Here is a 26,228-nt window from a genome sequence, read left to right as displayed (position 1 = left end):
AATCATTTATGAAATTTGAGGGTTTAGACTTACTCAATAATCATTTCTTAAATAAAGGTACTGCCTTTACTAAAGAAGAAAGAAAAGAAAACCATATCGAAGGTTTGCTTCCACCATTCGTTCAAACTTTGGACCAACAAGTAGAACAAGCTTATGAAAACTATTCTAAGAAAGCTACTTTCTTAGATAAGAGAAATTACTTAATGGATATCTTCAACGAGAACGTTACTTTGTTCTACAAGTTATTCAGCCAACATGTTAATGAATTCATGCCAGTTGTTTATGATCCAACAATCGCTGACACAATTGAAAATTACAGTCATTTCTTCTTAGATCCACAAAATGCTGCTTTCTTATCAATTGATGACCAAGATGAAATGGAAGCATCATTGAAGAACGCTGCTAAAGGTCGCGACATCAAGTTGATCGTTGTTACTGACGGTGAAGGTATTCTTGGTATTGGTGACTGGGGTGTCCAAGGTGTTGACATCTCTGTTGGTAAATTAATGGTTTATACAGCTGCTGCTGGAGTTGATCCTAAGTCAGTTCTTCCAGTTGTCCTTGATGTTGGTACTAACAACAAAGAACTTCTAGCTGATGATCTTTACATGGGTAACCACCATCAACGTGTTACTGGCGACAAGTATTACAACTTCGTTGACAAGTTTGTTCAAACTGCTGAAAACTTGTTCCCTGACATGTATCTTCATTTTGAAGACTTTGGTAGAAGTAACGCTGCTAATATCTTGAACAAATACAAAGATGACATTTTAACATTCAACGATGATATTCAAGGTACAGGTATTATTACACTTGCTGGTATTCTTGGTGCTTTAAATATTTCTAAACAAAAACTTACTGACCAAGTTTACCTATCATTTGGTGCTGGTACTGCCGGTGCTGGTATTGCTAAGAGAATCTTCGACGCTATGGTTGAAGAAGGACTTTCTGAAGAAGAAGCTAAGAAACACTTCTATCTAGTTGACAAACAAGGTCTCTTGTTCGATGACACAGAAGACTTAACTCCAGAACAAAAACCATTCACAAGACAACGTAGTGAATTTTCAAATGCTGATGAATTAACTAATTTGGAAGCTGTTGTTAAAGCAGTTCACCCAACAATCTTAGTTGGTACTTCAACACAACCTGGTACATTCACAGAACCTATCGTTAAGGAAATGGCTGCTCATACAGAACGTCCAATCATTTTCCCACTTTCAAACCCTACAAAACTTGCTGAAGCAAAAGCTGAAGATCTTTTGAAGTGGACTGACGGTAAAGCTCTTATCGCTACTGGTATTCCTGTTGATCCAATCGAATACAACGGTGTTACTTATAACATTGGACAAGCAAACAATGCTTTAGTTTACCCAGGTCTTGGTCTTGGTTCATTGGCTGTTAATGTTAAAGTTCTTTCAGACGGTATGATTAACAAAGCTGCTCACTCATTGGGCGGAATCGTTGATGCTACTCAACCTGGTGCTGCTGTTCTTCCTCCAGTTTCAAAACTAGACAAGTTTAGTATTACTGTTGCCGATGGTGTTGCTCAACAAGCTATTGATGAAAAACTAACATCAGCTACTGATGCTAAGAAGGCTGTTGCCGACGCTAAGTGGGAACCTAAATATTAATTTTTAAAACTGTTAAATAAAGGGGAATTTTTTTATGGCTGCATTTATCACTTCTCTAGAAAGTGTCGCTGAAATCGTACTAGTTATCGCCTTAGGATATTGGCTTAGAGGGTCCGGTCGCTTAGGTGATGAATTTAAGGGTAATATCTCATTCATTATTATGAAAATTGCTTTGCCCGCTTCAATCTTCGTTTCTGTTTTGAAGTACTTGAACAGAGACAAATTAGCAAGTCTATCCGGTGGGCTGGTCTTCACATTTGCCAGTTTCACACTGGGCTACATTGTAGCTTGGATTTTAACTAAGGTCTTCAAGATCAGAAAAGGTCGTCGTGGTACTTTCATTAACATGTTCGTTAATGCTAATACTATCTTCATTGGTTTACCTTTGAACATGGCTTTATTTGGTACTAAGAGTTTACCTTACTTCCTTGTTTACTATGTTATGAACACAATTTCTACTTGGGCTGTTGGTATCTTCTTCATCTCAAGTGATGATCCAACCGTTGAAAAAGGTGCTAAAAAAGACTTCAACTGGAAGAAATTACTTCCAGCTCCATTAGTTGGTTTCTTAGTTTCATTAGTATTCTTACTATTAGCAATTCCTGTTCCCGAATGGATCAATAAAACCTTAGACATGGTCGGTGGTATCGTTACACCTATGTCTCTTATCTACATTGGTATCATTTTGGCTGACGCCGGTTTGAAATCAATCAGATTCGACCGTGATACAATCCTTGCCTTAATTGGTAGATTTATCATCGCACCTGCACTTATGATCAGCATCATCCTTCTAGGAAAATCAATGATGGGTACTAACCTACCAGCACTAGAAAGCAGTTCATTCATTATCCAATCAGCTGCTCCTGGTTTAGCTGTTCTTCCTATCTTAGTCGATCAATCCCATGGTGATGTCGATTACGCAACCAACTTGGTTACAACTTCAACAGTTCTCTTCGTTATCGTTGTGCCAATCTTGATGCAAGTAGCAAACTTGATCTAATTATTGAAAACAATTAAAACCACTTCAAATCCTCCATTAAAATAGAAAAGGCCGTCAACTTCTGCGTGTTGGCGGCTTTTTTTCGTAATTTAAACTATGACCGCAAGTAAAAGAATTCAGTTCATCCTTCTTTAACTTATTAAAAAAGCAAAAAATAATTGACAAAATTTAAAGTTCAATTTACCATGAAATCATAAGTTGAAATGCCTGTATTTTTATTCGGGTCGTTAAAACGCCTCATGGTAAGTAATTTACTGTGAGGTGTTTTTCGTTGGCAAAAAAAGAGATTCAATTCCACGACTATAACTACATGATTAATAAATTACGCAATAAAGGCATGATTATTGACGACGATAAACTTGCTATAGAATTATTACAATCTGTTGGATACTACGGTCTAGTAAACAAATACAAATCAGAGTTCTATATTCAAGGGAAAAAGGAATATCAAGAGAATGTTCATCTAATCGATCTTTATTACTATCATACGATTGAAGATGAATTAAGAAACATCCTCTTCCAATCAATTATTCATCTTGAACAGCGTTTCAAAGAATCCATGGCGTACATTATAGCAAAAGAATTAGGGGTTAAAAGAACCGACTATCTAATTCCCAATAGATATAGAAGAGTAAACAAAGCAAAAAAAATTATCACATTTCTAAATGAAACTATTGAAAAATGTCAGGATAACCCTACCAAATATTACAAAAATGAATACGGAGATCTCCCACCATGGATAATGTTATCAAATTTGTCATTTGGCCAGGCTCGAATGCTTTTCTCCATTTTTCGTTTTAATTGGTCTAAGTATGTTACAATTCAACTTCTCAATTTGAATGAAAGAAAACAAGCATTTCTCCATGAAACGATAGATACTCAAGAATTTGTGCTCATTGAATTTACCAGAAATATTATCTCAATCGCTTACCAATTTAGAAACAATTTAGCACATGGAAATCGATTGATTCACTATCATTCAAAAGAAAGTTTAAAAATTAACGGATTAAGACTTTTTGCAAATGTCCAAGTATTTTCAAACGAGGAATATTATAGCAACAACTTATGTCACAATGATCTCTTCGCCTTAATGGTGTCCCTAGTAATTGTATTAGACAAAAGGGATTCAGTTTTTTTTATAAATCAGTTGAATCTATGGCAGAATTCAAACTTCTCAAATACTAAAAAAGATAAACAATTCAACAAATTCATAAATAGTTGTGAACTTCCGGTAGATTTTGTCAAACGGTTAGCAAACTTGATCTAATTATTGAAAACAATTAAAACCACTTCAAATCCTCCATTAAAATAGAAAAGGCCGTCAACTTCTGCGTGTTGACGGCTTTTTTGTATTCTGATTATAAAGATTCTGACATGGTCCAGGTTACTTTTCCTTGGTACACCCCAGCTTTAGCATCTGCTGGGATACGCAATTTCCACTGATTTAAACCGATATAGTCAGTCAAATCTAAATCAGTTACCGAGCCACTAAATCCATCGGGATTGATTGGCAAAGGATTGGTGGACAAAGCTTTCCAAACCCCATTACCACTATTATCCTTTTGATTAAGCGACAAGACGTTTTCAGCGTCATTGAGTAATTTGTTTCCTTGCGCGGTTAAAGCACCCTCGCCTTCATTATCGTAACTGACCGAAACATCAAAAGCACTATCCGCTGTATGAGTAACGATTAAGTTCCCATTTAAACTTGTATTAGTTAAAAGTTTCTGAGTTCCTGTAGTATTGATAGATCCAAAACTGATCAACTCAGGAACTTCCACAAAAAACGTTGAATCGCTTGGTGCTTCAATATTCAAATCAGCTGAATTTGATTCTACCCGTTGAATAGTAGTCCCGCCACTCGTTACTAAGTTGTTGAACAAAGCAATATTAGAAGCTTTGTCTTGAATAGTGCTGACTACTTTAGCTTGGAAGATAATATTTACCAAATAACCATTTTGTACATTTGATAGATTAAAGTCTAATCCGTCCATCGATGTACCATTCATCGTTACAGAACCCGGTACTAATTCTAAACTACTAGGTAAATCATCAAGAAAACGTGCTGACTTCAGATAATCAGTTCCACTACCCAAATATCTCACTTGATATTCAATAATGTCGCCCGCTTGACCAGTTGTTTCAGTGACAAAACTCGAATTTGCATCTGCAGTTACATTACGTAATTTCTTGGTAAATTGATATTGGAATTTTGGCTTTCTGACCGGAATACTGACACTATCAGTGTATGCATCAATCGTACCCGGCGTATTATTGTTGTATCCGCGGAAATTTGCTGTATTAGTCAAATAAGTATCAGCCGAGTTTTGGATTGCATCTTGAGTGATTGTTGCATCAAAAGTTATCTTATAGCGACCTTTTTCAACTAACTGCGTATTAGGATTAAAATTTAAAGTGTTATTTTGAACGAAACTACTGTTCACGCTTCCTGAACTCTTGATAACTTCAGTATCCGTTTGAGTAGTCCCACTACCATTAGTTTGCATCTCACTCCAAACGTATTTAACCGAATCAGGATCAATCTCTAAACCTGTGGGCATTTCATCTTGAATCTGATTGTAATCCCAATAAGATTTAAATCCATTATTAGTCATATCTAAAGTAAAGTGTAAAGTGTCGCCAACATGATTCCAGCCGTCAGCATCTTGTTTTGGATTAGTATAGGTCTTACTTGGTTCTGGCAAAGCATAACCGGAAATCGAAGCTCCCATCGTTGAAGAAAAATGAGCTGTCTGGTTTTTTTCTAAAGAGATTTGTTCCCAGCGCAAAGTATAAGCGGAATCCTGTTGTCCTTTAGCGTTAACTACTTTATACTCTCGGTCATATTTATTTTTACCAAATAAGAGCGAAGAGCCCGCTTCACGGTCCGTATCACCGATATTATCCTTAGTAGTTACACCACGATTCAAATTAGGATTAAGAATTTCACCAGCACTACTATCATCAGCCTTTCCTTTCGTATCCCAACTTTCTGGTGACCCAAAGATTCTTCCCATAAAGTGATTAAAACCATCTTCAACATTATTAGTTACATATACTTTCGAATCTCCTTGGCTGACATTCTTATTACTATATAAATACAAGCCTTCTCCATTACCAATCGCATAGATCGGCACATCATCGTTAGCGGTCGAGCCGGTTGAATCAAGTGCGGTATCCTCACCGAAATAAACTTGGAAATCTTTGGTACCAGTACTAGTTGAGGGATTGTAGACATATAATTCACGTTGAACTAGTGGTGCTCCAGTTGGTGAAGGTCGCAAAACGATTTCGGCATAAATCCCCAAATTATTAACGTAACCGGCAATTTTTTAAACTTGTCTTCCATCTTTATCGCTACCAACATAGTAAACTTTATACTTCAATTGTTTTAACAAACTATAGTTATCATAATTAATAGCTGAAGTTCCGGCCGTTACCAAAGCAAAATCCAAGGAAGTATCAGAGGCATTTTGCGGACTAGCATTGGCATAGGAATCAGTTCCTTGATGAAGAATTCCATAATAATTGCCGTTATTATTCAAAAAAACATTAATTTTGGAATTAGTAACCGAAGTGGCACTAGTTTTACTGTCGGTTAAAATAGTACTATCAGCACCACTAACAACCTTATTACTAGAATTTCTAGCTGCCCCAAAGGTATACCCCAAGGAAAGTCCCTTACCAATTGGAATCTGACCTAATTCATTTTTAGTATTAGCATAAGTTTTTGCTGACCAATTAGTAATTCCATCATCGATTTTCTCTACATTATCAATCACATTTTGCTGAGTAACAGCTTGAACAGGAATATTATTCATCAAAAAGAAACTACTCGCCGCAATAAAAGCCACAAATAGTATCAGAATATATCTCAATTTTATAAATAATTTGTTCATCACCATTGCCCCTTATTTCAAAAAAATTTATCGCTTCTTTCCCTAATTTATATTATAAATGATAGCGTTTTACTATTTTGATTATAATATGTAACAAATGTTTTCCAATTTTGACTTCTAATATTTTTGTAAAATGATTTCCTACGCATCACTAATAAATATCAAAAAAGCGAGCTTGGAACATAACATAGTAATTTCTTCTTAAAACAAATAAGCCAAGGTAATCAAAAATTACCTTGGCTTATTTGTCTTAATTCTCGAAAGCTGACCATGTTATGTCCCGCTCTCTATCTGAAACGAGTTACACAAGAGCAACTCCCTACGAGATAACAAAATTTCAGGAATCACTCGCAAAGTACGACGAGCAATTCCTGAAATTACGTTATCCTCCGGGAGTTGAGCGCTCTTGTTCCACTCTCTTATTGCTCTTTTGCTTGGAAAATCTTTAACAAATGTTTAGTCATATTATACTCACTACTAGTAGCCATCAACGTATCTTGAGCGTGTGAAAACAAAACCGAATACGACACCGAAATCCCTTTTGCCTCTTGTTGAATCTTGCCAGTTTGAATGGCATGGGCTTTATTTAGTTTTTCATGTGCGAAATCGAGGCTCTTTTTAGCTTCAAAATAATTCGCTTCACCAATCTGATCCAAGGCTTTCATCACAAAAGCTCGCGCATCTCCGGCCTCAACGATAATTTGCATGCTTTGTTGCAATTCTTCACTATTTTCCATTATTATTGTCCTCACTAATTAATAATTGCTTGTCGTAAGCTTTAAAGAATGGATACCAGATGACACTTGAAACGACAAAAATAATAATTACTAAGATCAAGGAACCAATTGTTCCACCATTGATCCAAGTGTTGATTGGAAACGGAATGTACCACATTTGAAAGACTTTGGTTGGTACTTGTCCAAGACCTGTTTTTAGAGCTATCCAAATGATGATTGGTAACACTACTCCTTGAATCCACATCGGTATCATTAAAAACGGATTCCAAACGATTGTCCCAAAGACCACAGGTTCATTGATATTAAACAAACTAGGAACTAAAAAGGCTTTTCCCATTATTTTCAAGCGTTTTGATTTTGCCAAATTTAACATCATTAAAACTAAAGGTAACGTACAGCCAACTCCACCAATCCAAAGATAAGTCGAATAAATCGTCTCACCGGTCACGATATTACTAGCGCCATTAGTTTGATTAGCTTGAATAGCCGCTAGATAAACTGGTGCTGTCACTGGTGTCAAAACCCAAGTTGAGATTCCCATTGAATAGATCAAACAATAAATGAACATTACTAAAACAAACCCAGGTAAAGTTTCAATAATTCCTGAAAGTGGTGAAAAGAAATTAATGATCAATTGGTAGACATTGATCTTTAAGACGTCGACTAAAAGCCAACCACTACCGACAACGATGCCAATCGGTAACATTGAATCAAACCAAGCCGTCACAAAATCGGGAATAGCCGTGTCTTTTTTAAAGAAACTAAAAGTTCCAAAAAATCCCATAATTAACGAACTGAAAATACCACAAATTATAGCAACGAACATCCCACCAGCTCCAAAAAAGCTGAATTGGAAAATAGCATTACCTTTTTCCATGATTGGATGTGTTAATAAAAGAAATAATCCTAACGATGAAAAACCAGCGATGATTCTTTGTTTGGCCAATTTCTTACGTTCCATCATGTTAAAAGGAATCAAAAAGGCTACAAAAATTGAAACGATTCCAAAGGTAAAATTACTGATGCCCCAAAGATTAGGCCACCATTTAAAAATATTACTGAATAAACTCAAACAAGTAATCAGTGAACTGACCAAGATAAACGGTAAAGTTTGTAAAATTGAATCCTTTAAAACACTGATCCAAATATTTCGACTGACCTTGTCCATTTTTGGAGCGACTCTTTCCTTAAAAACTGCCATAAAATTATTCATCAGCTGTGCCTCGATTCTGACCAATAACACTTTGTAAATGTTCCAAAGCTTTTTCACCGTCTAAAGTCGAATAATAATCTGGATCCATGACCATGACTTGAATTGCCTTTCCAGCAACCATCTGTTTGATCTCATCCTCAAGAAATGATAGATGTGGACCCACCATGACAACATCGATTTCTTCCAAATAATTCTCTAACTCTGCTTCACTACGGGCTTGAATGTGGTAGTTTAACCCTTGCTTAGCAGCAGCTTTTCGCATACTGACAGCCATGAAACCAGAGGAAGCACCGGTCCCACAGACTAATAAGATTCTTAAACTCATATCTTCTCCTTCTCAATGCAAACTTGCAGTAAATAATTTAAAGAAGTTACGATTAAAAGTCAAATTTACCTTTATTATTAGAATTTTTCTAAGAATCCTTTGATACCAACAAAAATAGCCAATAATTTGTTAATTTTCTTAACAATTATTGGCTAGCTACAACGTAAAATTTGTGTAAATAAATTGTAAATTTTTTATTTCTTAGGTGACAACAATTCTACCAAACGATTGACTAAGTCGGCCACACGGTGACTGTCATTAGCAATTATTTTAGTATCACGAGTTTGGACCATCGTATGAGTGACTAATAATAAACTAACTGAATCAGTTTCATCATTAAATTTACCAATTGGTAAAGTCAAATTGTGATCATACATTGGTACCATGCCCTCTTCAACCTCAACAATCCGAGATTTGTCTGGCATACTTAAAATATATTTCTTAATTCTTTCGAGACTAAATTTGTCTTGATAAAAACCATAAATAACTTCTAATTCACTCATAATAAACTTGATCTCATTATTCATTAAATAATCACTCCCATTGATCACTACTTCAGTAATATTTTATCACTTTAAACTTCTCGTTGTTTTTGAATCAGCCGTCCAATATTTTGACAAACTTGTTGTAAATTCTCATCCGTTTTTTCGATTGCATCCGACAAATTTTCCACTCCAGGAACACAGCTAAAAATCGCATCAATTCCTAAAGGATATAATTCAGAAACTTTTTCACCAATTGATCCTGCAACAGCTATCACAGTCGCATTAGGATTGACCTCTTTAACTGCCTTAGCGACTCCAATTGGCGTTTTACCAAATTTTGTTTGAAAGTCAATTTGACCTTCACCAGTAACAACAATATCAGCGTCTATGACAGCTTTTTTCAAATCAGTGTATTCGACTACAATATCGACTCCTGATTTCATTTGTGCATTAGTAAAAGCCAATAAACCAGCACCTAAACCACCTGCTGCTCCGGAACCAGGGATTTCTTTAATATCTTGATCCAAATCACGCTTCAAAATATCAGCATAATGTGATAAGGCATCATCTAAAAAGCTGACCATCTCTTCGTTGGCACCTTTTTGTGGTCCAAAAACATGACTGGCACCATTAGGACCGGTTAAAGGATTTTTAACATCCGAAGCAATAATAATTTTTACTTTATCCAAACCTTCTAGCATATCAGAAGTATCAATCGATGAAAGCTTCTTTAACATTGCGCCACCATATTGCAATTCCTGACCATCTTTATCTAATAAATGAGCCCCTAACGCTTGCGCCATGCCAGCTCCACCATCGTTAGTTGCTGAACCACCAATACCAATAATGATCGTTGTCGCACCATCTTGAATCGCCGCTTTGATCAATTGACCAGTTCCATAAGTTGTAGTGATATAAGGATTCTGTGTGAATTGATTAATGTATTGAATTCCACTTGCTTCAGCCATCTCAATTACCGCAACTTTACCGTCGTCGATCAAGCCAAAATGTGCCTGGGTAGGATTTCCTAAAGGATTAGTGACTTCAACCGTTACGATTTGACCATTTTTAGCGTCGACCATTGATTGAACAGTACCCTCACCACCGTCAGCCATCGGTACACTGACAAACTCAGCATCAGGATAAACTTTTTCAAAGCCATCGTGCATTGCTTGTGCGACCTCTTTAGCTGATAAAGAATTCTTATATGAATCTGGTGCTAATACAATTTTCATTTTTCCACCTCGAACGAATTTTCCATAACTTTATGGTGCTACAAAGCTTAGTATTTGTCCAATTGACCAGATAAATTAACAAATAAAAATAAACAGTTAAAATAATAATTAGAAATCACGCAATAAGGAGATAATTTATGACTTTATTGAATTTAAGTTACCGAACTAATTACTTACACACCTATTTCAAAGCAACTGTGGCTGTTCCTGATACTGATGAAAGCGACTATCCAGTCGTTTGGTTGTTGCACGGCCATACTGGTGACAATACCGCTTGGAGTAAACACGTTTATATTGAAGAATTAGCCAACAAGTACAATTGGGTCATCATCATGCCAGACGGTTTGAATTCATTTTATTCCGATGCTAAGTTTTTACCATATTATTCATTTTTCATTAATGAATTTATCCCTAAGATGCAAAAATTATTACCTATATCAACCGATCGGCAAAAGAATTATCTCGTCGGTTCCAGCATGGGCGGTTATGGAGCTTTAAAATTTGCCTTTAAAAATTCTGACAAATTCAGTAAAGTAGCTGCACTCTCCCCAATCACCGACATCGAGCATTTCCGAAACAATCCCAATTCACCAATGAACAAAGACATCTTCGATGCCATTTTCGACGATCCCGAAGCTGTCAGAAAGAATCAACTGACAAATATCTTTAACAAAGAACAACCAAAACTAAAAATTCTGACCCTCTGTGGTGATAAAGATTTCATGCATGAGGACAACGTCATGTTCAAAAACTTTTTAACTATTCACGCCAAAAATAATTATACCTGGATGCCTGTAAATGGAAATCACTCGTGGAAAATTTGGAGCAAGTACCTTTCAACCGTTTTTGACTGGTTAAAATAAATTACTATCATTGTAATGCAAGACAAAAAAGCCGCACTAATGAATTATGCATTAGTACAGCTTTTTTTAAAATTGGCTTCAAACTGTTGTCGAAGACAGTAGTTATCTATTACCAGATAAACAATCCAACAAAAGCAGCTGATAACAGTGAAACTAAGATTCCTGACAATAACATGTAACCAACATTTTTCGAAATCAAATCGTTCTTTTCTTTATCAACGATACCTTTGAAGCAGCCAATGATCATCCCTAAAGTTGAGAAGTTGGCAAACGACGTAATAAAGACCGTCAAGACTGCCCGAAAATGGGGGTCGAAATCCTTGATCGTATTAGTAACTTTACCCATCACCACAAATTCATTTGTAACTAACTTAGTTCCCATATATTGAGCCATTTGGAATGAATCACTCGGATTAAGGCCTAATAGCCAAGCGAATGGATACATGATAATCCCCAAAATATGTTCCAAGGTCAACCACGGATTGACCAATTGTAAAACTTTATCGATCAAGGCTGCTAAGGCAACAAACGCAATCACGTTGGCCGCAATGATCAAAATCAATTTACCAGCGCCTAAAATTGAATCACCTAAAAATGAGAAGAATGGTTCTTTTTTGCCATCGCCTTGCCCTTTTAGTTTAGCAATCGTATCTTCTTCAGGTGTCACCGTTACAGGATTTAATAAACTCGTAACGATGATAGCATTGATGATATTGATTGGAATCGCCGTCAAAACAAATTGACCAGGCATCATTTGGATGTATGAGCCGATAATTGAAGCCGTGACACAACTCATTGACATCATCGCCAAGGTCAAATTTCTCATAGATTTCATTTGCTTCAATTGCAAACTTGAAACCGCTAAGGCTTCAGTATTACCGAGAAACATCATTTCTACGGCAAAAAATGACTCGAACTTAGGTTGCCCTGTAATAAATGACAACCCTTTACCGATCCACTTGATAATAAATGGTAAAACGCCGATGTACGTTAAAATATCAAATAGTGGCACGATCAATAAAATTGGTAACAGTGCACTCGTAAAGAAATCCATACTCTTGACGTGAACAAAACTTGGTAAGGCAAATTCAATCCCCACATAAGCGACTTGAACTAGCCAATTAAAACCTTCCGCTGCACCAGAAACGATTGCTCGTCCAACTTCAAAACTAGTCAAGAACCAAGCCAAGACTAAGTTTAAGACAACCATGACCGCAATCGATCTCCAATGTATTCCCTGTTTGTTTTTCGAAAATAGAAATCCAATACCTAGAAATACCAGCAGGCCTATAACATTAACTAATAGGTACATAAAAAGCTCCTTTGTATTGGTATTATTTCATATTACATGGCGTGTAAAAGGTTGTCTATAACTTTTTGTACTATCAGTTAATATTTCTCAAATAAATGTTTGCGTTTTATAATAGTAGTACAAACATCTTTGAAAGTGAGGCCTCAATTTGAAAAATATTAGATTCAACCAACAACAAACTTCCGCAATCGGCATTGGAACTTGGCACATTGGTGAAGGTACTCCAAATGAAAGCCAACACCAAATGGACGCTATCAGATATGGACTCGATCACGGCATCAATTTAATCGACACCGCCGAAATGTACGGTGAAGGTTTGTCCGAAACTTTGGTCGGTAAGGTAATCAAAGACTACCCTCGGGAAAAATTTCAATTAGTGTCTAAATTTTATCCCTATCACGCAACGGAAAAATTGATTGAGACTAGTTTGAAAAAGAGTCTCCAACGTTTACAAACTGATTATCTAGATTTGTATTTGTTACATTGGCGTGGTGATACCCCTTTGATTGAAACCGTCACTGGACTAGAAAAAATGGTTCAAGCTGGTTTGATCAAAAACTGGGGCGTTTCTAATTTTGATCTCAACGACCTAAAGGAACTTTCACAATTAAAAAATGGCACTAACTGTCGGGTCAACGAGGATTTGTATAACATTGGCAGTCGTGGGATTGAATACGACATCTTACCTTGGCAAAAACAACATCAAATGTCATTTATTGGTTATTCACCCTTTGGATCAGACGGTGGAGCTTATTTAAATATCAAACCAATTCTAAAAGAGATGGCCCAAGCCAAACACATTACCGTCCATCAATTACTACTTGCTTGGGTAATTCGCAATCATGACTTGTTGAGCATCCCTAAGACCTCTTCAGTTGAACATATGAAGAGTAACCTCGAAGCTGTTGATGTCAGTTTCACAGCTGATGAATTAGAACTGTTGGACCAAAATTATCCAAAACCAAATCAAGCAACTTCATTAGAAACTATTTAAATAGAAATAATCTCAATGGCTGAAAAAAGTTACACAAGCCAAACTCAAACAGATAGCTACATTTCCCAAGTCACACAAAATTGGTGTGCAATTCGTGAAATTAGGCTATCTGTTTGTGTCTAACCGGCTTGTTCCACCCTCTTTTCGGCATTGATTACTTCAACTATGTCGCTGGCACATTCGCTACCCTTATTTCCAGCTTTTCCGCCAGCTCGATTGAGTGCTTGATCCATATTATCAGTTGTCAAGATTCCATACATTACTGGGATTCTACCGGTTAGTGTTTGTTGACTCACACCGGCGGCTGATTGAGCACAGACGTAGTCAAAATGGGCTGTTTCGCCTCTGACTACTGCTCCAAGAGCAATCACACCGTCAAAATTTTGATTTTCGGAAATAATTCTAGTCATGCGAGGGATTTCAAAAGCTCCCGGTACTTTAACTACCGTGATATCCGCATCAGCTACTCCTAGTTGTTTTAATTTATCCAAAGCTCCTTGTAACAATTTATTAGTTACAATCTCATTGAATTTAGCGACAACTATCGCAATTTTCATATTTGTTCCATCTAAATTTCCATTAATTTCGTTCATATTAGTCTACCTCGTTTAGTAAGTGATGAAATTTTTTCTTTTTAGTTTCTAAATAGTGTCGATCATTGTCATTAGGTTCCGTCTCCAATGGTACGCGTTTAACACTGACACCTAATTGTTGCACTTGGCTGATCTTATCAGGATTGTTGGTCATCAACGCAATTGAGTCGACTTTAAAGTAATTCAAAACGGACAAGACAACCTCGTAATTTCTGGCATCAGCTGGTAAACCTAATTTTTCATTAGCTTCAACGGTGTCAAGACCGGAATCTTGCAACTGATAAGCTCTTAACTTGTTGATCAAACCAATGCCTCGACCTTCTTGATGCAAATAGATCAAAGCACCATTGCCGTTAGCTTCAATTTTTCTTAAAGCGGTCTCTAATTGCTCACCACAATCACAGCGTTTAGAACCTAAAATATCGCCGGTGAAGCATTCAGAGTGAATTCGGAGGAGTAAATCTTGTTTTTTGAGATCACCTTTATAAATGACCAACAAGGGTTGATTTTGATAAGTGAAAGAGTGCAGACGGAAATGTCCAAACTTAGTTGGTAAATCTACATCGGATTCTGACTCTAAGACTTGGAAGTTGGTTAAATAACGGTATTGAATAATATCGGCAATTGTCAACATCGTCATGTGGTTTTCAGCGGCAACTTCTTTGAGCTGCTTACGACGAGCCATTTCACCATTATCCCGCACTACTTCACAAATATAAGCGACTGGTGTGGCCTGAGCAATCTTGGCCAAATCAACTGCTGCTTCAGTATGTCCATCACGGCTAATTACCCCACCGTCCTTAGCAATCAAAGGAAAAATATGCCCTGGATGATAAAAATCATTTGGTTCAGCTGAGGTTGCCAAAGCTTTGATTGTTTTAGCACGATCAAAAGCTGAGATACCGGTCGTAGTAGTTTTGGCATCAGTGCTGATAGTAAAAGCCGTATTGAAAGCATCATGAGAATTTGCCATCAGTGGTAAATTCAATTTATCAGCGATTTCTGAACTCATTGGCACACACAATAATCCTCTAGCATGCTTGATCATAAAATTGACTTTTTCCCCACTGACAAAATCTGCTAGACCAATCATATCGCCTTCTGCTTCACGCTCGGTTGAATCGGCGACAATGATCAACTTGCCTTGTTTCAAGTCCTCAACTGCTTGTTCAACTCTTTTAATTACTGCATTAGTCATTTTGACTCCCCCTCAAATTGCGATAAACGTATTTTCCTAAGATATCTGTCTCCAAATTAACTATTTCACCCGGCTTCAACGCTCCTAAAACCGTCTTCTCTTGGGTAAAAGGAATGATTCCCACTTGGAATTTATCCTCTTGAACACTGATAATTGTTAAACTGACACCATCAATCGTGATCGAACCTTTTTCAACCAGATAAGGTAAATATTTGGTATCAATTGAAAAAGTTAACAGATCCGAATTCTTGGCTCTTTCTTTGGCCAGCAGCTGACCAGTCGTATCAACGTGACCTAAGACAAAATGACCACCAATTTTAGAATTCAATTGCAGTGCTGGTTCAAGATTTACTTCCTGTTGGAGTTTGAAATCATTGATATTAGTTTTTTTGACTGTTTCTGGCATCACGTCAACTTGAAACTGTTCTTGTTCAATCTGCGTAACCGTCAAACAAATACCGTCGATGGCAATACTGTCACCAAGTTCAATTTGACCGAGGTGATGTGAGATGACCAACGATAAATTATCGCGTGATTGCTTAATCTGTTGGACCCTCCCGACATCTTTCACAATTCCTGTAAACATTAATCAAGCCTCCACGTCGTAATTTTTAGATTATCTGCTAACAATAAAATTTCTGGCTTTGAGAATTTCAAATTAGCTACCGGTCCATTGATTGCTGGCAACCCTTGGCCAAAAACTTTATTGGCTAAGTACACGATTAGTCGATCACACAATTTTTCCTTGAGAAAATCTGCTTGGATGTGGCTACCGCCTTCAACTAATAGCGACTGCATCCCAAGTTCTGTCAGTTTTTGAACGATTTTAGTCGGTGTCCACTCATCTACAAAGACTTGAACATTTTCTGGCAGCTCTCGTTGAGATTTTTCTTGACTGAAAAAGTAAATCGGTTCGTTAGTTTGAAAAATCTGCATTTTCAAATCGACACTATTCACGTCGCGAATGACAACTGCACGAATTGGTGGGAACTTCTCTTTTTCTCGAACGGTCAGCTTAGGATCGTCTACTTTAAAAGTATTTTCTCCAACTAAGATTACTTGCGATTGGCGACGTAATTCTTGGGTGTCACTAAAGACCTCTTGATTAGTGATCATTGAACGTACACCTTTAGTTTGATTGACTTTGCCATCTAAAGTCATGGCGTATTTAATCGTTACTAGTGGACGTTTGTGTTGGTGAAAAAATCGATAAGCAACATTCAAATCATTTTTTTGTTGCAAATTCTCAACTTGAACACCGTGGTCCTCTAAATATTTAATCCCATTGCCACTAACGATTGGATTAGGGTCCGTTTCGGCAATGACTACTTTTTTGATACCTACTTCAACGATTCTTTGAACACATGGTGGTGTCTTCCCAAAATGTGAACAAGGTTCCAAAGTCACGTATAAGGTTGCCCCCTCAGCTTGGGAAATGTCTGACAAATGTTTCAAGGCATTTATCTCAGCATGATTCCGTCCATAAGTTTCATGGTGTCCAGAACTTAAGACTTGCTGATTTTTGACAATTACTGCCCCAACTTGGGGATTTTTCCACGTGTCTTTGCCCTTTCTTGCTTCTGTAAAAGCTAGTTTCATAAATCTATTCAAAATCCTATTCACCCCACAAAAAAAGCCCCGCAAAAAATTGCGAGGCTTTTAAGATAAGCTAAATAAGACTTCATACGAGACGACGCCAAATAGGCTTATCAATAGCATGAAATTTTATTTTCTTCTACCATCCAGACTTTACTGTCGGCTCTGGCTTAATACCAGATCAACCACTTTCGTGGGTCACGGGCTCCAACCTCAAAGAAGTTGCTACCGTCGGTCGGGAATTACACCCTGCCCCGAAGAAATCCATATTCAGTTTTCAAGAAAAATATTACAATAAAAATTAATATTTGACAAATAAAGTTTTATTAATTTCTGTCTAATAAATTAGAAATCATTCCTTTAAAAATTAAACTGCGGAATTGTTATGCAACTTTTCATTGGCTTTATTACCGGTCGTTTCAAAGTATGTTGGTGCCGTCCGATTAATAAAGTCACTAAAAAGTGTCAACTGGCGAGAATCCTTTTGCCAAAGGTTTTCGGGATGCCACTGAACTGCTTGAATGGTCGCATCCTCATTTTCAATTGCTTCAATCACCCCATCAGAAGCTGTAGCCACGACTTTCAAATGATCAGGTACTGATTTGATGGCTTGATGATGTCGTGAATTAACATAAACGTTATCGCCAATTGATTTGTATAATTTTGAATTAAAATCAACTCGGACAAAATGTGTCGGTTGATCTCCCGGTGCAGACTGTTCATGTTTCAACAGTTTACCCGAATATTGAGTTGGTAAATCCTGATACAGCGTTCCCCCCAAAGCAACGTCAATCATCTGAGCACCACGACAAATTCCAAAAATTGGAATTTGTTTTGCGACTGCAGTCCGAATTAGAGCAATTTCAAATAGATCACGATCACGATTCGTGACCCGCAATTGTGGGATAGGTTCTTCCCCCATAAAGCTAGGATCAATATCTGGACCACCAGAAAAAATAATCCCGTCCATTTTCTCAACCAATTGATTGATCTTATCTACTGGTAGGTATGGTAAACCTACAGGAATGCCACCAGCTGCTAATACCCCATCAACAATTGGTCTTGGCACAAAATCCATCAATTTCTGATCGATTACATCGGTTGCCTCTAAAAATACATCTGCAGTAATACCAATCAATTTGCTCATAGAGATTGAACCCCCTTTTTATAATTTTAATTGTAAGATTAACACTCTAAATTAATCTGTCAAATGTTTTATTAATATTATTAAATAATTACTAATAAATATCTAATAATTTAATATATTATCTAGTATAATCGAGCTAATATATACAATCAATATTAAAGTTGCTCTAATTTTATAGACATTTTGGACAAAAAAAGACACATTCTTTAATTTTTGGAATGTGTCTTTGACCAAAACTATTTAATTTTAAGTGGTTCTAAGGTCTTTTCAATCGTCTCTAAAGGTGATTCAATTTCTGCTAAAGTCGCTGCAGCGTAAGCTCCTTCGACTAAAGCAACATCATATTTATGAATCTTTTTGTCAGTCATTTCTATCATCATTTCAAGATTCATTTTGGAACTTCCCAGATCATAAAAAGCCAATATTTCATCACCAGAATTTTTTTCAACTGCGGTTTGAATCTTCTCTAGTGATGAACCAATTTCACCATCGTCAGTTCCACCTGCAGTCGTGATCGATAATTTCGGTGCCGCCTGTTCAATTAATTTTTTAACTCCGATAGCGATATCTTTTGAATGGGATACTATTAGAATTCCGTATTTCATAAAATTATGCTCCTAACACAGTTAGTAAAGCTTCAAATAAGTAAGCACTTGATTGAGCTCCTGGATCGAGATGACCTTTTGATTTCTCTTCCAAATAACTGGCACGTCCTTTAGTAGCAACTAAAGCTTTATTGCTAGTTAAAGCTTCATCAATCACACTCTGGTTAAATTCATCAGCTTTTAGGGCATTAGCCACTGGTTCCCAAACATCGATCATGGTCTTCATACCAACATCGGATTGTCCTCGACGTTTCAAACCAGCCAAGCCAGTTTGGATCAAAGTCGTTAAATCAGCATCGTCTTTGGCTTTCTTCGACATGTCTAAAAAGGCAGTGCCATAAAGAGGACCTGAGGCCCCACCAACTTTTTGAATCAGGGCAAAAGCAACCGTTTTGTGCAAACTAACGATATCTTCAGGCTCTTTTTTTGAAAATGCATCAGTAATGGCCTTCATGCCACGATCCATATTAGTACCGTGATCACCATCACCGATAGCTGTATCTAATTCATTTAATTGTGATTTCTCGCTCTCAACTTTTTGAACAAATAATTCAATCCATTTTTTAGTATCAGCTAAACTTAATTCCATGAAAAACCTTCCTTTCTACCAACCAATCGTATTAACTGGTTCTTCCAACATATCGATCCAGCTATCTTCAGCCTTCATAATTGTTAACGAAACACCTTGCATATCAAGTGAAGTAACTTTATTGCCCACTTTGCTAAAGGCGACTTGAATCTTTTTATCAGCTAATTCATTCAAAACATCATTGGCAAAGATATATTGTTCCATCAACGGTGTGCCACCCATACCATTTACTAGAACAACAAATTTGCCAGTTTGATCAGAAAATTCTTGGATAATCTTTTCAATCAATTGGTGGGCCAGTTCCTTAGAAGGTTTGATTTTCTCGACTGAATAACCACGTTCATTGTGAATACCGATTCCATACTCGACTTCATCATCCTTTAATTCAAAACTAGGATGTCCGACAGCCGGAACTGTGGCAGCCTGTAAGGCAATTCCAATCGTCTTCGTATTGTCGATCACCTTTTGACCTAAAGCCGCTAAATCGGCCAAATTCATACCCGAGCGAGCTGCAGCACCAACAATCTTTTCAACTAGAACGGTTCCAGCCACGCCTCTTTTTCCTTGAGTGAATTCACTATTTTCAACTGAAATATCATCATCGACAACAATTGTCTCAATCTTAATGTCATCCGCTTCAGCCATTTCCTTAGCCATGTCAAAATTCATGACATCACCAGAATAATTTTTAACAATCAATAAAACACCTAGACCTTGATCAACTGCCTTAATTGCTTCATAAATTTGATCAGGAGTTGGTGAAGTAAAGACCTCACCAGCAACCGCAGCACTCAACATTCCATCGCCAACATAACCAGCATGCAATGGTTCATGACCTGAGCCACCACCAGAGACGACACCAACTTGTTTAGTTTGTGAGAATTTTACGTCATTTCTGACAACCGCTGTGGTTCCCTCAATTTGTTTAACGAGCTTTGGATTAGTTTTGACAAGACCAGCAATCATCTCGGAAACAATATCCTCAGTTTTATTAATGATTTTTTTCATAATTACCTCCCTAAACGTTTTCAATACAATTTTATTATATTATTTCTGGAAATTTTTCCCAAATTATTACAAAGCAAACTTCTCTATTGCTAAACCAACACCATCATGGTTGTTATCAGCCGTTACGAAATCACAGACTTCTTTAACCCCTTCCGTGGCATTGTCCATCGCAACACCCACGCCAGCAAGCTTGATCATAGGAATATCATTATCCCGATCACCCATGGCAATAACTTGCTTGAGATCAATATCAAGAGACTCCGCCAAATTTTTAACAGCGACGCCTTTATTAACATGTTGCGGGAAAATCTCTAGAAAGCCGACCCCAGTTCTAACCACAAAGTAATCTTGATCAAAACGTTCGTGTACCATTTGTGAAATCGAATCGAGTTTCTTCTCGTTCCCATTAATGATTGCTTTGACGATTTCAAAATCTCCCGGCAATTCATCTGGTTCACGAATCAAGAGTCCATTATCATTTTCAAAAGCTTGGGTGATAGTGTATTTATCAATATTTTCAAAATGACTAGTGTAAGTCTGACCTTTTGAATCAACGACGTTATAATTCAAACGATTTCTTTGTGCAAAATCAACAAATTCTCGATAAAATTGATTACTTAAAGTTTGTTGGTAAATGACTTTACCGTCCATATTTTCAATAATGCCACCACCATTAGTAATCATATACTGTTCTGATCCACTGATTCCTAATGTCTCGGCATAACCCGTTATAGCGTTATGAGTTCTACCTGAACAAAGAACAACTTTAATGCCTTTGGCCAAGGCTTTTTTGATTACTGAAATATTCTTAGTTGAGATTGTTTTCTCAGAAGTCAAGAGCGTATCGTCCATATCTAGTGCTATCAATTTATAATCCATTACTTATCCTCATCTAATGCATATTTTTTAATTGCCGCTGCAACGCCGCTATGATTGTTATCAAGCGTTATGTCATCAGCGAAATCTTTAATCCTTTGTGGTGAATTAGCCATGGCAACTCCCATACCAGCTAATTTCAACATTGGTACATCATTATCCAAATCACCAATCGTCAATACTTGCTTCATATTAATTTTTAGACGCTTAGCTAGTTTTTGTAAGGCTAGGCCCTTATTAACATCTTTCGGAAATAGTTCAATATCTCGTGGACTCGTTATAACGATAAAGAATTTTTGATCAAATTTTTGATGCAATTTTGCAGCTAATGCATTTAATTTGTGCTTTCTTGTGTGCATCAAAAACTTTACAATACCTAATTCCGGATCAAGCATTCGTTTCTCCATCCATTCTTGATAGGAGTCGTAAATATTTCCTTTAGTATCGATTAAAATATGCGTGATTTTTTCATCGGTTAATTGCTCAGCAATTTCTTGACAAGTGGTATTTTCTAAAACTTTTCGATAATGAATTTTCTTATTTAAACTTTCAATTATATTACCGCCAAACTCGATAATATATTGATCACCACCTGATATCCCTAATTCATGGCAGCTATCAATTATGCCATCATAAGAACGACCTGAATTCAAAACAACTTTTATGCCTTGATCCAAAGCTTTTTTAATTGCTAGCTTATTATCAGCGGAAATTTTCTTTTTATCATCCAAAAGAGTGCCATCCATATCAATGGCAATCATTTTTATGTCCATAATCTTCTCCTTTGTTTTACTTTTACTTCAATTGTAATCCTTTACATAAAAAAATGGCTGAATCTAATAAATTCAACCACTTTTCCAAATTATTTTATTCCTGCTGATTTCTTTAATTTATCTACTGTTGACCAATCAGCACGTCGACAAAATTCTGTTATCAATTTTATAGTTTGTTCATAGTCACGTCTATGAACCATCAATCTTGGTGAATGCATATAACGGGTCGGCATTGAAATTGTCATCGTTAAAACACCTTCCAGCATCTTGTGAATGTTACATGCATCGGTTCCACCAACAGTCATAAAGTCATATCTTACATCTAGATTCAAATCAGAAACTATATCTTCCATTGTTTGAAGCAAACCATTGTTTGCCATGGTTAATGAATCCAGTACAGATAGAATCACTCCTCCGCCTAGTTTCATCCCTTCATCATCAATTGGTGTATCTGTTGCAGTGGTAACATCCATAGCAATCGCGATATCGGGTTTAATGGTATGAACTGCTGTTCTAGCACCACGTATACCAACTTCTTCTTGAACCGTTGCGGCATGATAGACATCGGCATAATGACTTTCCATAGAAAGATTTCTCATCACTTCCAATGCAGCTCCGACGCTTAAACGATCATCAAAAGCTTTTCCCATTAAATAATTAGGATCATTCATTTGTCTAAATTTTACATTTGGGGTAATCATATCTCCAATTTGAATACCTAAATGTTCTGCATATTTTCTCGACGGAACACCAATATCTAAAAATAAATCTTTGGGTGCAATCACTTTATTCTTAATACTATCTGGTAGACCATGCGGTGCTCTTGATCCAACCACTCCAATAATTTTTTTATTATCCTCAGTGGTGATCGTCATTTCTTGCGCTGGCATAACATGTCCCCACCAGCCTCCAACAGGAAGCAATTTTATATACCCATCATCAGTAATACTTCTAACCATAAACCCAACTTCATCCATATGACTAGACAACATGATTATTGGCCCTTTTTTATCACCATAGGACTTTAAAATAGTTGACCCCAAGTTATCATATTCTATTTCATCAGAATACTTTTCACCAAATGAGGTTACTACTCTACTAACTTCCCTTTCTCTTCCACCAATTCCATCAGCTTCAGATAGATTTTTTAACAAATTCAAATCTACTTCATTAAATTTAACCATCTTTACTGACACCTACCTATTCTCTTCTTTAAATGATTGAATTTTATCTGTATTCAATTCTCCAACAAAATCTAAAAGTGCTTCTTTGGCAGATGAAAAATCATTTAAATCAAGAACAGAGTTAGGGGTATTCATATTTCTGATAGGAACATTTATAAATAGTGTTGGGCATCCAGTTCTTAGCTTATTAATCCAGGCTGCATCTGACCCTTCCATTGAATAATAAAATTGGAACGGAATCCTCTTATTACGACACAATTTTTTAAGCTCAGAAATTAGTAATCGATTTGGCAAAACCGTTTTATCATAAAAATTAACTAATAGTCCTTTTCCTAAGCAACCAATTCTATCATCAACTTTTTCTTGATAATCAAAGGCCTGATCTGTATCCAGTACAATTCCCAAGTCTGGTTTAACCAAATTCGTAGCAGTTTGAACACCTCGTAACCCAACTTGTTCCTGGACAGTACACCCAACAAACAAATCAAAATCAAATGATTCATTTTGTATTTCTTTTAGAAACTCAATTTCCATTAGAGGAGCATATCTTCCATTCCAATTACTAGCAAATATTTTACTTGAGTTTTCATTTTTATTCAGAACTGGAAGAAAAGAAACTCTATCACCTAATTTAATATCACTTTCTTCTAGTTCATTTAAATTACTAAACCCAAAATCAATGAGCACATCTCCTTTAGAATCTAATGCATTACCCTCAACATCGAATCCTAAAATAGTACCATGTAAATCCCGAGCTGGTAGTAGAACTGCTGTTCCTAATAAACAATTTTTATTAATTTCACCTAAGGAAAGTGCCTTTACCGTTCCGTTCTCATTGAATTTTTTAATAATAAATCCCACTTCATCCATATGACCAGAAATCAAAACGTGTGGAGCATTTTTTTGTTTACTCTTTTTTACTGCATAAATTGACCCCAAATTATCATATATAATTTCATCAGAGTACTTTTTAAATTCATTTCTAAGTACTTGTGAAATGGCCTTTTCATTTCCGGAAACCCCTGGTGCGTTGATAACCTCATTTAATAATGTTTTATCTACCATCGAATTCATCATTAATCTCCTCAGTAACAGATTTCTTTCTTCAAATCAGAGTAATCTTCCTTCTGAACCTTTTTCTTTGCTAAATCAATAATATTCTTGAGAGAAGCAGTTAGTCCAGTTCCACCTTTTTTAGGCATTTTTACTATATCAATTTTGTCTTTGTATTCAGAAATTGCTTCAGTACATTCTACAGACATTGCAGCAACCACCGGAATATGAACCTTTTGTTCAATCTTGAATCCTACTTCTCCACACATTTTTCCAAATTTTTCATAGTTAAATGCTGGACCACAAATAACAATATCAGGTTGTAATTTCCTAACCATAGCCGCCATTTTTTTAGATACAATTTCATGATTTTTCAAGAAGTAATCATCACCGCTATATAAAGTTGCAATTATTTCCGAATTATCCTCTTTTAAAAGCGAATCAAACATATTGGTAGATCCAATTCCAAGTTTTTTTCCACCTAACTCAACGTTTCCGTTTTCTTTACCACCTAATCCAGCTTGAATTTGATCAAAAATAAAAATAATTTTCATAGCGCTCACCTCTCTATAAATCGTCTAACGAAAGATCATCAAACGATAAATCATCTGTTTCTTTTGATTTTTTAGCTTCAGCTTCCTCTTTCAAATATTGCTTATCCAATGTTTTTATAAATGGATAGTAAACTAAACATCCTAAAGCCAATAGAACGAATTGCCATAACGAGGCTACTAAACTACCTGTAGATAAGTAACCTGAAAATCCTATTGGAGTGGTCCACGGTAAGGCCACACCATTTGTGTAAGGAATTAATCCAATCTTTGTAACAATAGTTGACAAAATCAAATTCATCGTAGGAACTAATATAAATGGAATAATAATAATTGGATTTAAAACAATTGGAAGTCCAAAAATAATTGGTTCATTAATACCAAAAATTCCAGGCACCAATGACAAATTAGCTAACTTTTTAATTCTTTCAGATTTACAGAAAAATATCATAATGATAATCAGCGACAAGGTACTTCCCCCACCGCCAAAGTTTGTGAAGAAGTTTGAGAATGGATCAGTAAAAATATTAGGCAAGGCTTTCCCTGCCTGAAAAGCATCCAAGTTTTCCATCGTAAGAACCCTTGTAATTGGGCCAAAAACTGAATTTGCAACTGCTGGTCCATTAATTCCAAAGAACCAGAAAATTGTACATGCTAAGGAATATACAATCTGAGCAGTTAACGTATTACCGACACCCTTTAACGGTGTTTGTAAAATTTCAAAAATAAAATTATGGAATGTTTGGAATGTTGTAAATTCAAAGCCAATTCTAATAAAGAAGAAAATAACCATAACAATTCCACTTGGTACTAAAGCAGCAAATGATTGAGTGACTGCTGGTGGGACACCATCAGGCATCTTAATAGTCCATCCCTTTTTAGTTGCATAGGCATAAACTTGAACAGAAAGCAATGCCACTACTAAACCTAAAAATATTCCGTTAGTTCCAAGATATTGCATATCAATCGCACTCAATGGATCTTTCAATCCTTTTGCCGTTATTTGTAAAGGTGTCAAAATCAAATAACCGATAATTGCAACGGCTGCTCCTTGAATTGCGTCAACTTTTAATTGTCTACCATAAGCATAAGCAGTCCCCATACATGATAAGAAACCAATCATGTCAAAAACTGCTCCTGAAACATTTGTAAACCATGATGACCAATTATCACCTAAAATATTATTCCAGAATCCTTCCCAACCTGGTATTGGAAAATTTGAAAATAGTAAGAAAAATGAACCAACAATAATTAATGGGGTAGTGATTAAAAAACCATCTCTGATGGCAACTAAAATCTTGTTTCTGCCCAGCTTTTCAGCCACTGGCATTAAGCCGCTTTCTAACTTGTTAAACATGGCG

Annotated in this window: 27 protein-coding genes and 1 riboswitch; of the genes, 5 read left to right on the top strand and 22 right to left on the bottom strand. The window is 36.3% G+C overall.

What is annotated here, in order from left to right:
- The first annotated feature begins 8 nt into the window (after positions 1 to 8).
- The 3 genes from EGT49_RS00660 (at position 9) to EGT49_RS00650 (ending at position 3,898) form a co-directional block, all read left to right on the top strand.
- Positions 9 to 1,631, top strand: a complete 1,623-nt coding sequence (locus tag EGT49_RS00660) for a malolactic enzyme (RefSeq protein ID WP_135371034.1) — start codon at positions 9 to 11, stop codon at positions 1,629 to 1,631.
- Between the two features lie 34 nt (positions 1,632 to 1,665).
- Positions 1,666 to 2,631: an AEC family transporter gene (locus EGT49_RS00655; RefSeq protein ID WP_135371033.1), complete on the top strand. Its 966-nt coding sequence runs from the start codon at positions 1,666 to 1,668 to the stop codon at positions 2,629 to 2,631.
- A gap of 271 nt (positions 2,632 to 2,902) precedes the next feature.
- A complete protein-coding gene (locus tag EGT49_RS00650; protein WP_135371032.1) occupies positions 2,903 to 3,898 on the top strand; it encodes an Abi family protein in 996 nt (331 codons plus the stop codon).
- Positions 3,899 to 3,989: 91 nt separating this feature from the next.
- On the opposite strand, the gene EGT49_RS00645 is transcribed toward EGT49_RS00650, so the two are convergent.
- From EGT49_RS00645 to EGT49_RS00615, 7 genes are all read right to left on the bottom strand, one after another.
- On the bottom strand, positions 3,990 to 5,939 hold the full coding sequence (locus EGT49_RS00645) for an isopeptide-forming domain-containing fimbrial protein (RefSeq protein WP_135371031.1): 1,950 nt from the start codon (positions 5,937 to 5,939) through the stop codon (positions 3,990 to 3,992).
- 24 nt (positions 5,940 to 5,963) lie between these two features.
- Complete coding sequence (locus EGT49_RS00640) at positions 5,964 to 6,530, bottom strand: hypothetical protein (protein ID WP_135371030.1); 567 nt, start codon at positions 6,528 to 6,530, stop codon at positions 5,964 to 5,966.
- A gap of 419 nt (positions 6,531 to 6,949) precedes the next feature.
- A complete protein-coding gene (locus EGT49_RS00635) occupies positions 6,950 to 7,267 on the bottom strand; it encodes a PTS sugar transporter subunit IIA (protein ID WP_135371029.1) in 318 nt (105 codons plus the stop codon).
- Complete coding sequence (locus EGT49_RS00630; protein ID WP_135371028.1) at positions 7,257 to 8,480, bottom strand: PTS sugar transporter subunit IIC; 1,224 nt, start codon at positions 8,478 to 8,480, stop codon at positions 7,257 to 7,259. Before EGT49_RS00630 ends, EGT49_RS00635 begins: the two co-directional genes overlap by 11 nt.
- Positions 8,473 to 8,805 carry a PTS sugar transporter subunit IIB gene (locus EGT49_RS00625; RefSeq protein WP_135371027.1) on the bottom strand — a complete coding sequence of 111 codons (333 nt, stop codon included), beginning with the start codon at positions 8,803 to 8,805 and terminating at the stop codon, positions 8,473 to 8,475. Before EGT49_RS00625 ends, EGT49_RS00630 begins: the two co-directional genes overlap by 8 nt.
- Positions 8,806 to 8,999: 194 nt before the next feature.
- Positions 9,000 to 9,332, bottom strand: a complete 333-nt coding sequence (locus EGT49_RS00620; RefSeq protein ID WP_135371026.1) for a hypothetical protein — start codon at positions 9,330 to 9,332, stop codon at positions 9,000 to 9,002.
- A 47-nt stretch (positions 9,333 to 9,379) separates the two neighbouring features.
- Positions 9,380 to 10,525 carry a glycerate kinase gene (locus EGT49_RS00615; protein ID WP_135371025.1) on the bottom strand — a complete coding sequence of 382 codons (1,146 nt, stop codon included), beginning with the start codon at positions 10,523 to 10,525 and terminating at the stop codon, positions 9,380 to 9,382.
- A 137-nt stretch (positions 10,526 to 10,662) separates the two neighbouring features.
- Between EGT49_RS00615 and EGT49_RS00610 the strand changes: the two genes are divergently transcribed.
- Positions 10,663 to 11,388: an alpha/beta hydrolase gene (locus EGT49_RS00610; protein WP_135371024.1), complete on the top strand. Its 726-nt coding sequence runs from the start codon at positions 10,663 to 10,665 to the stop codon at positions 11,386 to 11,388.
- A gap of 109 nt (positions 11,389 to 11,497) precedes the next feature.
- Here EGT49_RS00610 and EGT49_RS00605 read toward each other — a convergent pair whose 3' ends face one another.
- Positions 11,498 to 12,700, bottom strand: a complete 1,203-nt coding sequence (locus EGT49_RS00605) for a NupC/NupG family nucleoside CNT transporter (protein ID WP_135371023.1) — start codon at positions 12,698 to 12,700, stop codon at positions 11,498 to 11,500.
- A gap of 148 nt (positions 12,701 to 12,848) precedes the next feature.
- On the opposite strand from EGT49_RS00605, the gene EGT49_RS00600 reads away from it, so the two are divergent.
- A complete protein-coding gene (locus tag EGT49_RS00600) occupies positions 12,849 to 13,694 on the top strand; it encodes an aldo/keto reductase (protein ID WP_135371022.1) in 846 nt (281 codons plus the stop codon).
- 119 nt (positions 13,695 to 13,813) lie between these two features.
- On the opposite strand, the gene ribH is transcribed toward EGT49_RS00600, so the two are convergent.
- The 14 genes from ribH to EGT49_RS00530 form a co-directional block, all read right to left on the bottom strand.
- Positions 13,814 to 14,287, bottom strand: a complete 474-nt coding sequence (ribH, locus tag EGT49_RS00595) for a 6,7-dimethyl-8-ribityllumazine synthase (protein ID WP_135371021.1) — start codon at positions 14,285 to 14,287, stop codon at positions 13,814 to 13,816.
- A gap of 1 nt (position 14,288) precedes the next feature.
- The gene (gene ribB, locus EGT49_RS00590) at positions 14,289 to 15,485 is read right to left on the bottom strand and encodes a 3,4-dihydroxy-2-butanone-4-phosphate synthase (protein WP_135371020.1); all 1,197 of its coding nucleotides are present in this window, start codon (positions 15,483 to 15,485) and stop codon (positions 14,289 to 14,291) included.
- Positions 15,478 to 16,071 (bottom strand): riboflavin synthase, encoded by a 594-nt coding sequence (gene ribE, locus EGT49_RS00585; RefSeq protein WP_135371019.1) that lies wholly within the window; start codon positions 16,069 to 16,071, stop codon positions 15,478 to 15,480. Before ribE ends, ribB begins: the two co-directional genes overlap by 8 nt.
- Positions 16,071 to 17,096: a bifunctional diaminohydroxyphosphoribosylaminopyrimidine deaminase/5-amino-6-(5-phosphoribosylamino)uracil reductase RibD gene (gene ribD, locus EGT49_RS00580; protein WP_135371018.1), complete on the bottom strand. Its 1,026-nt coding sequence runs from the start codon at positions 17,094 to 17,096 to the stop codon at positions 16,071 to 16,073. The genes ribE and ribD overlap by 1 nt, the downstream gene beginning before the upstream one ends.
- A gap of 115 nt (positions 17,097 to 17,211) precedes the next feature.
- Positions 17,212 to 17,347: riboswitch (FMN riboswitch) on the bottom strand.
- 101 nt (positions 17,348 to 17,448) lie between these two features.
- Positions 17,449 to 18,228 (bottom strand): gamma-glutamyl-gamma-aminobutyrate hydrolase family protein, encoded by a 780-nt coding sequence (locus EGT49_RS00575; RefSeq protein ID WP_135371017.1) that lies wholly within the window; start codon positions 18,226 to 18,228, stop codon positions 17,449 to 17,451.
- Between the two features lie 236 nt (positions 18,229 to 18,464).
- Positions 18,465 to 18,833, bottom strand: coding sequence for a dihydroxyacetone kinase phosphoryl donor subunit DhaM (gene dhaM, locus EGT49_RS00570; protein ID WP_135371016.1), 369 nt, complete (start codon positions 18,831 to 18,833; stop codon positions 18,465 to 18,467).
- Positions 18,834 to 18,837: 4 nt separating this feature from the next.
- Positions 18,838 to 19,422, bottom strand: a complete 585-nt coding sequence (dhaL, locus tag EGT49_RS00565) for a dihydroxyacetone kinase subunit DhaL (protein WP_135371015.1) — start codon at positions 19,420 to 19,422, stop codon at positions 18,838 to 18,840.
- A gap of 15 nt (positions 19,423 to 19,437) precedes the next feature.
- Complete coding sequence (dhaK, locus tag EGT49_RS00560) at positions 19,438 to 20,430, bottom strand: dihydroxyacetone kinase subunit DhaK (protein ID WP_135371014.1); 993 nt, start codon at positions 20,428 to 20,430, stop codon at positions 19,438 to 19,440.
- A gap of 66 nt (positions 20,431 to 20,496) precedes the next feature.
- Positions 20,497 to 21,309, bottom strand: coding sequence for a Cof-type HAD-IIB family hydrolase (locus EGT49_RS00555; protein WP_135371013.1), 813 nt, complete (start codon positions 21,307 to 21,309; stop codon positions 20,497 to 20,499).
- Entirely contained in the window at positions 21,309 to 22,079 is a 771-nt protein-coding gene (locus tag EGT49_RS00550) for a Cof-type HAD-IIB family hydrolase (RefSeq protein ID WP_135371012.1), read from the bottom strand. Before EGT49_RS00550 ends, EGT49_RS00555 begins: the two co-directional genes overlap by 1 nt.
- Positions 22,080 to 22,168: 89 nt before the next feature.
- The gene (locus tag EGT49_RS00545; protein WP_135371011.1) at positions 22,169 to 23,263 is read right to left on the bottom strand and encodes a M42 family metallopeptidase; all 1,095 of its coding nucleotides are present in this window, start codon (positions 23,261 to 23,263) and stop codon (positions 22,169 to 22,171) included.
- 12 nt (positions 23,264 to 23,275) lie between these two features.
- A complete protein-coding gene (locus tag EGT49_RS00540) occupies positions 23,276 to 24,328 on the bottom strand; it encodes a M42 family metallopeptidase (RefSeq protein ID WP_135371010.1) in 1,053 nt (350 codons plus the stop codon).
- Positions 24,329 to 24,348: 20 nt separating this feature from the next.
- Positions 24,349 to 24,870, bottom strand: a complete 522-nt coding sequence (locus EGT49_RS00535; protein WP_135371009.1) for a GrdB-related putative oxidoreductase — start codon at positions 24,868 to 24,870, stop codon at positions 24,349 to 24,351.
- A 13-nt stretch (positions 24,871 to 24,883) separates the two neighbouring features.
- A complete protein-coding gene (locus tag EGT49_RS00530; RefSeq protein ID WP_135371008.1) occupies positions 24,884 to 26,224 on the bottom strand; it encodes a PTS sugar transporter subunit IIC in 1,341 nt (446 codons plus the stop codon).
- Positions 26,225 to 26,228: the final 4 nt, after the last annotated feature.

The organism is Companilactobacillus suantsaicola (assembly GCF_004745525.1).
Classification (GTDB): Bacteria; Bacillota; Bacilli; order Lactobacillales; family Lactobacillaceae; genus Companilactobacillus; species Companilactobacillus suantsaicola.
Note: the sequence above shows the minus strand (reverse complement) of the source record. Positions and strands in the feature narration are given on the sequence as shown.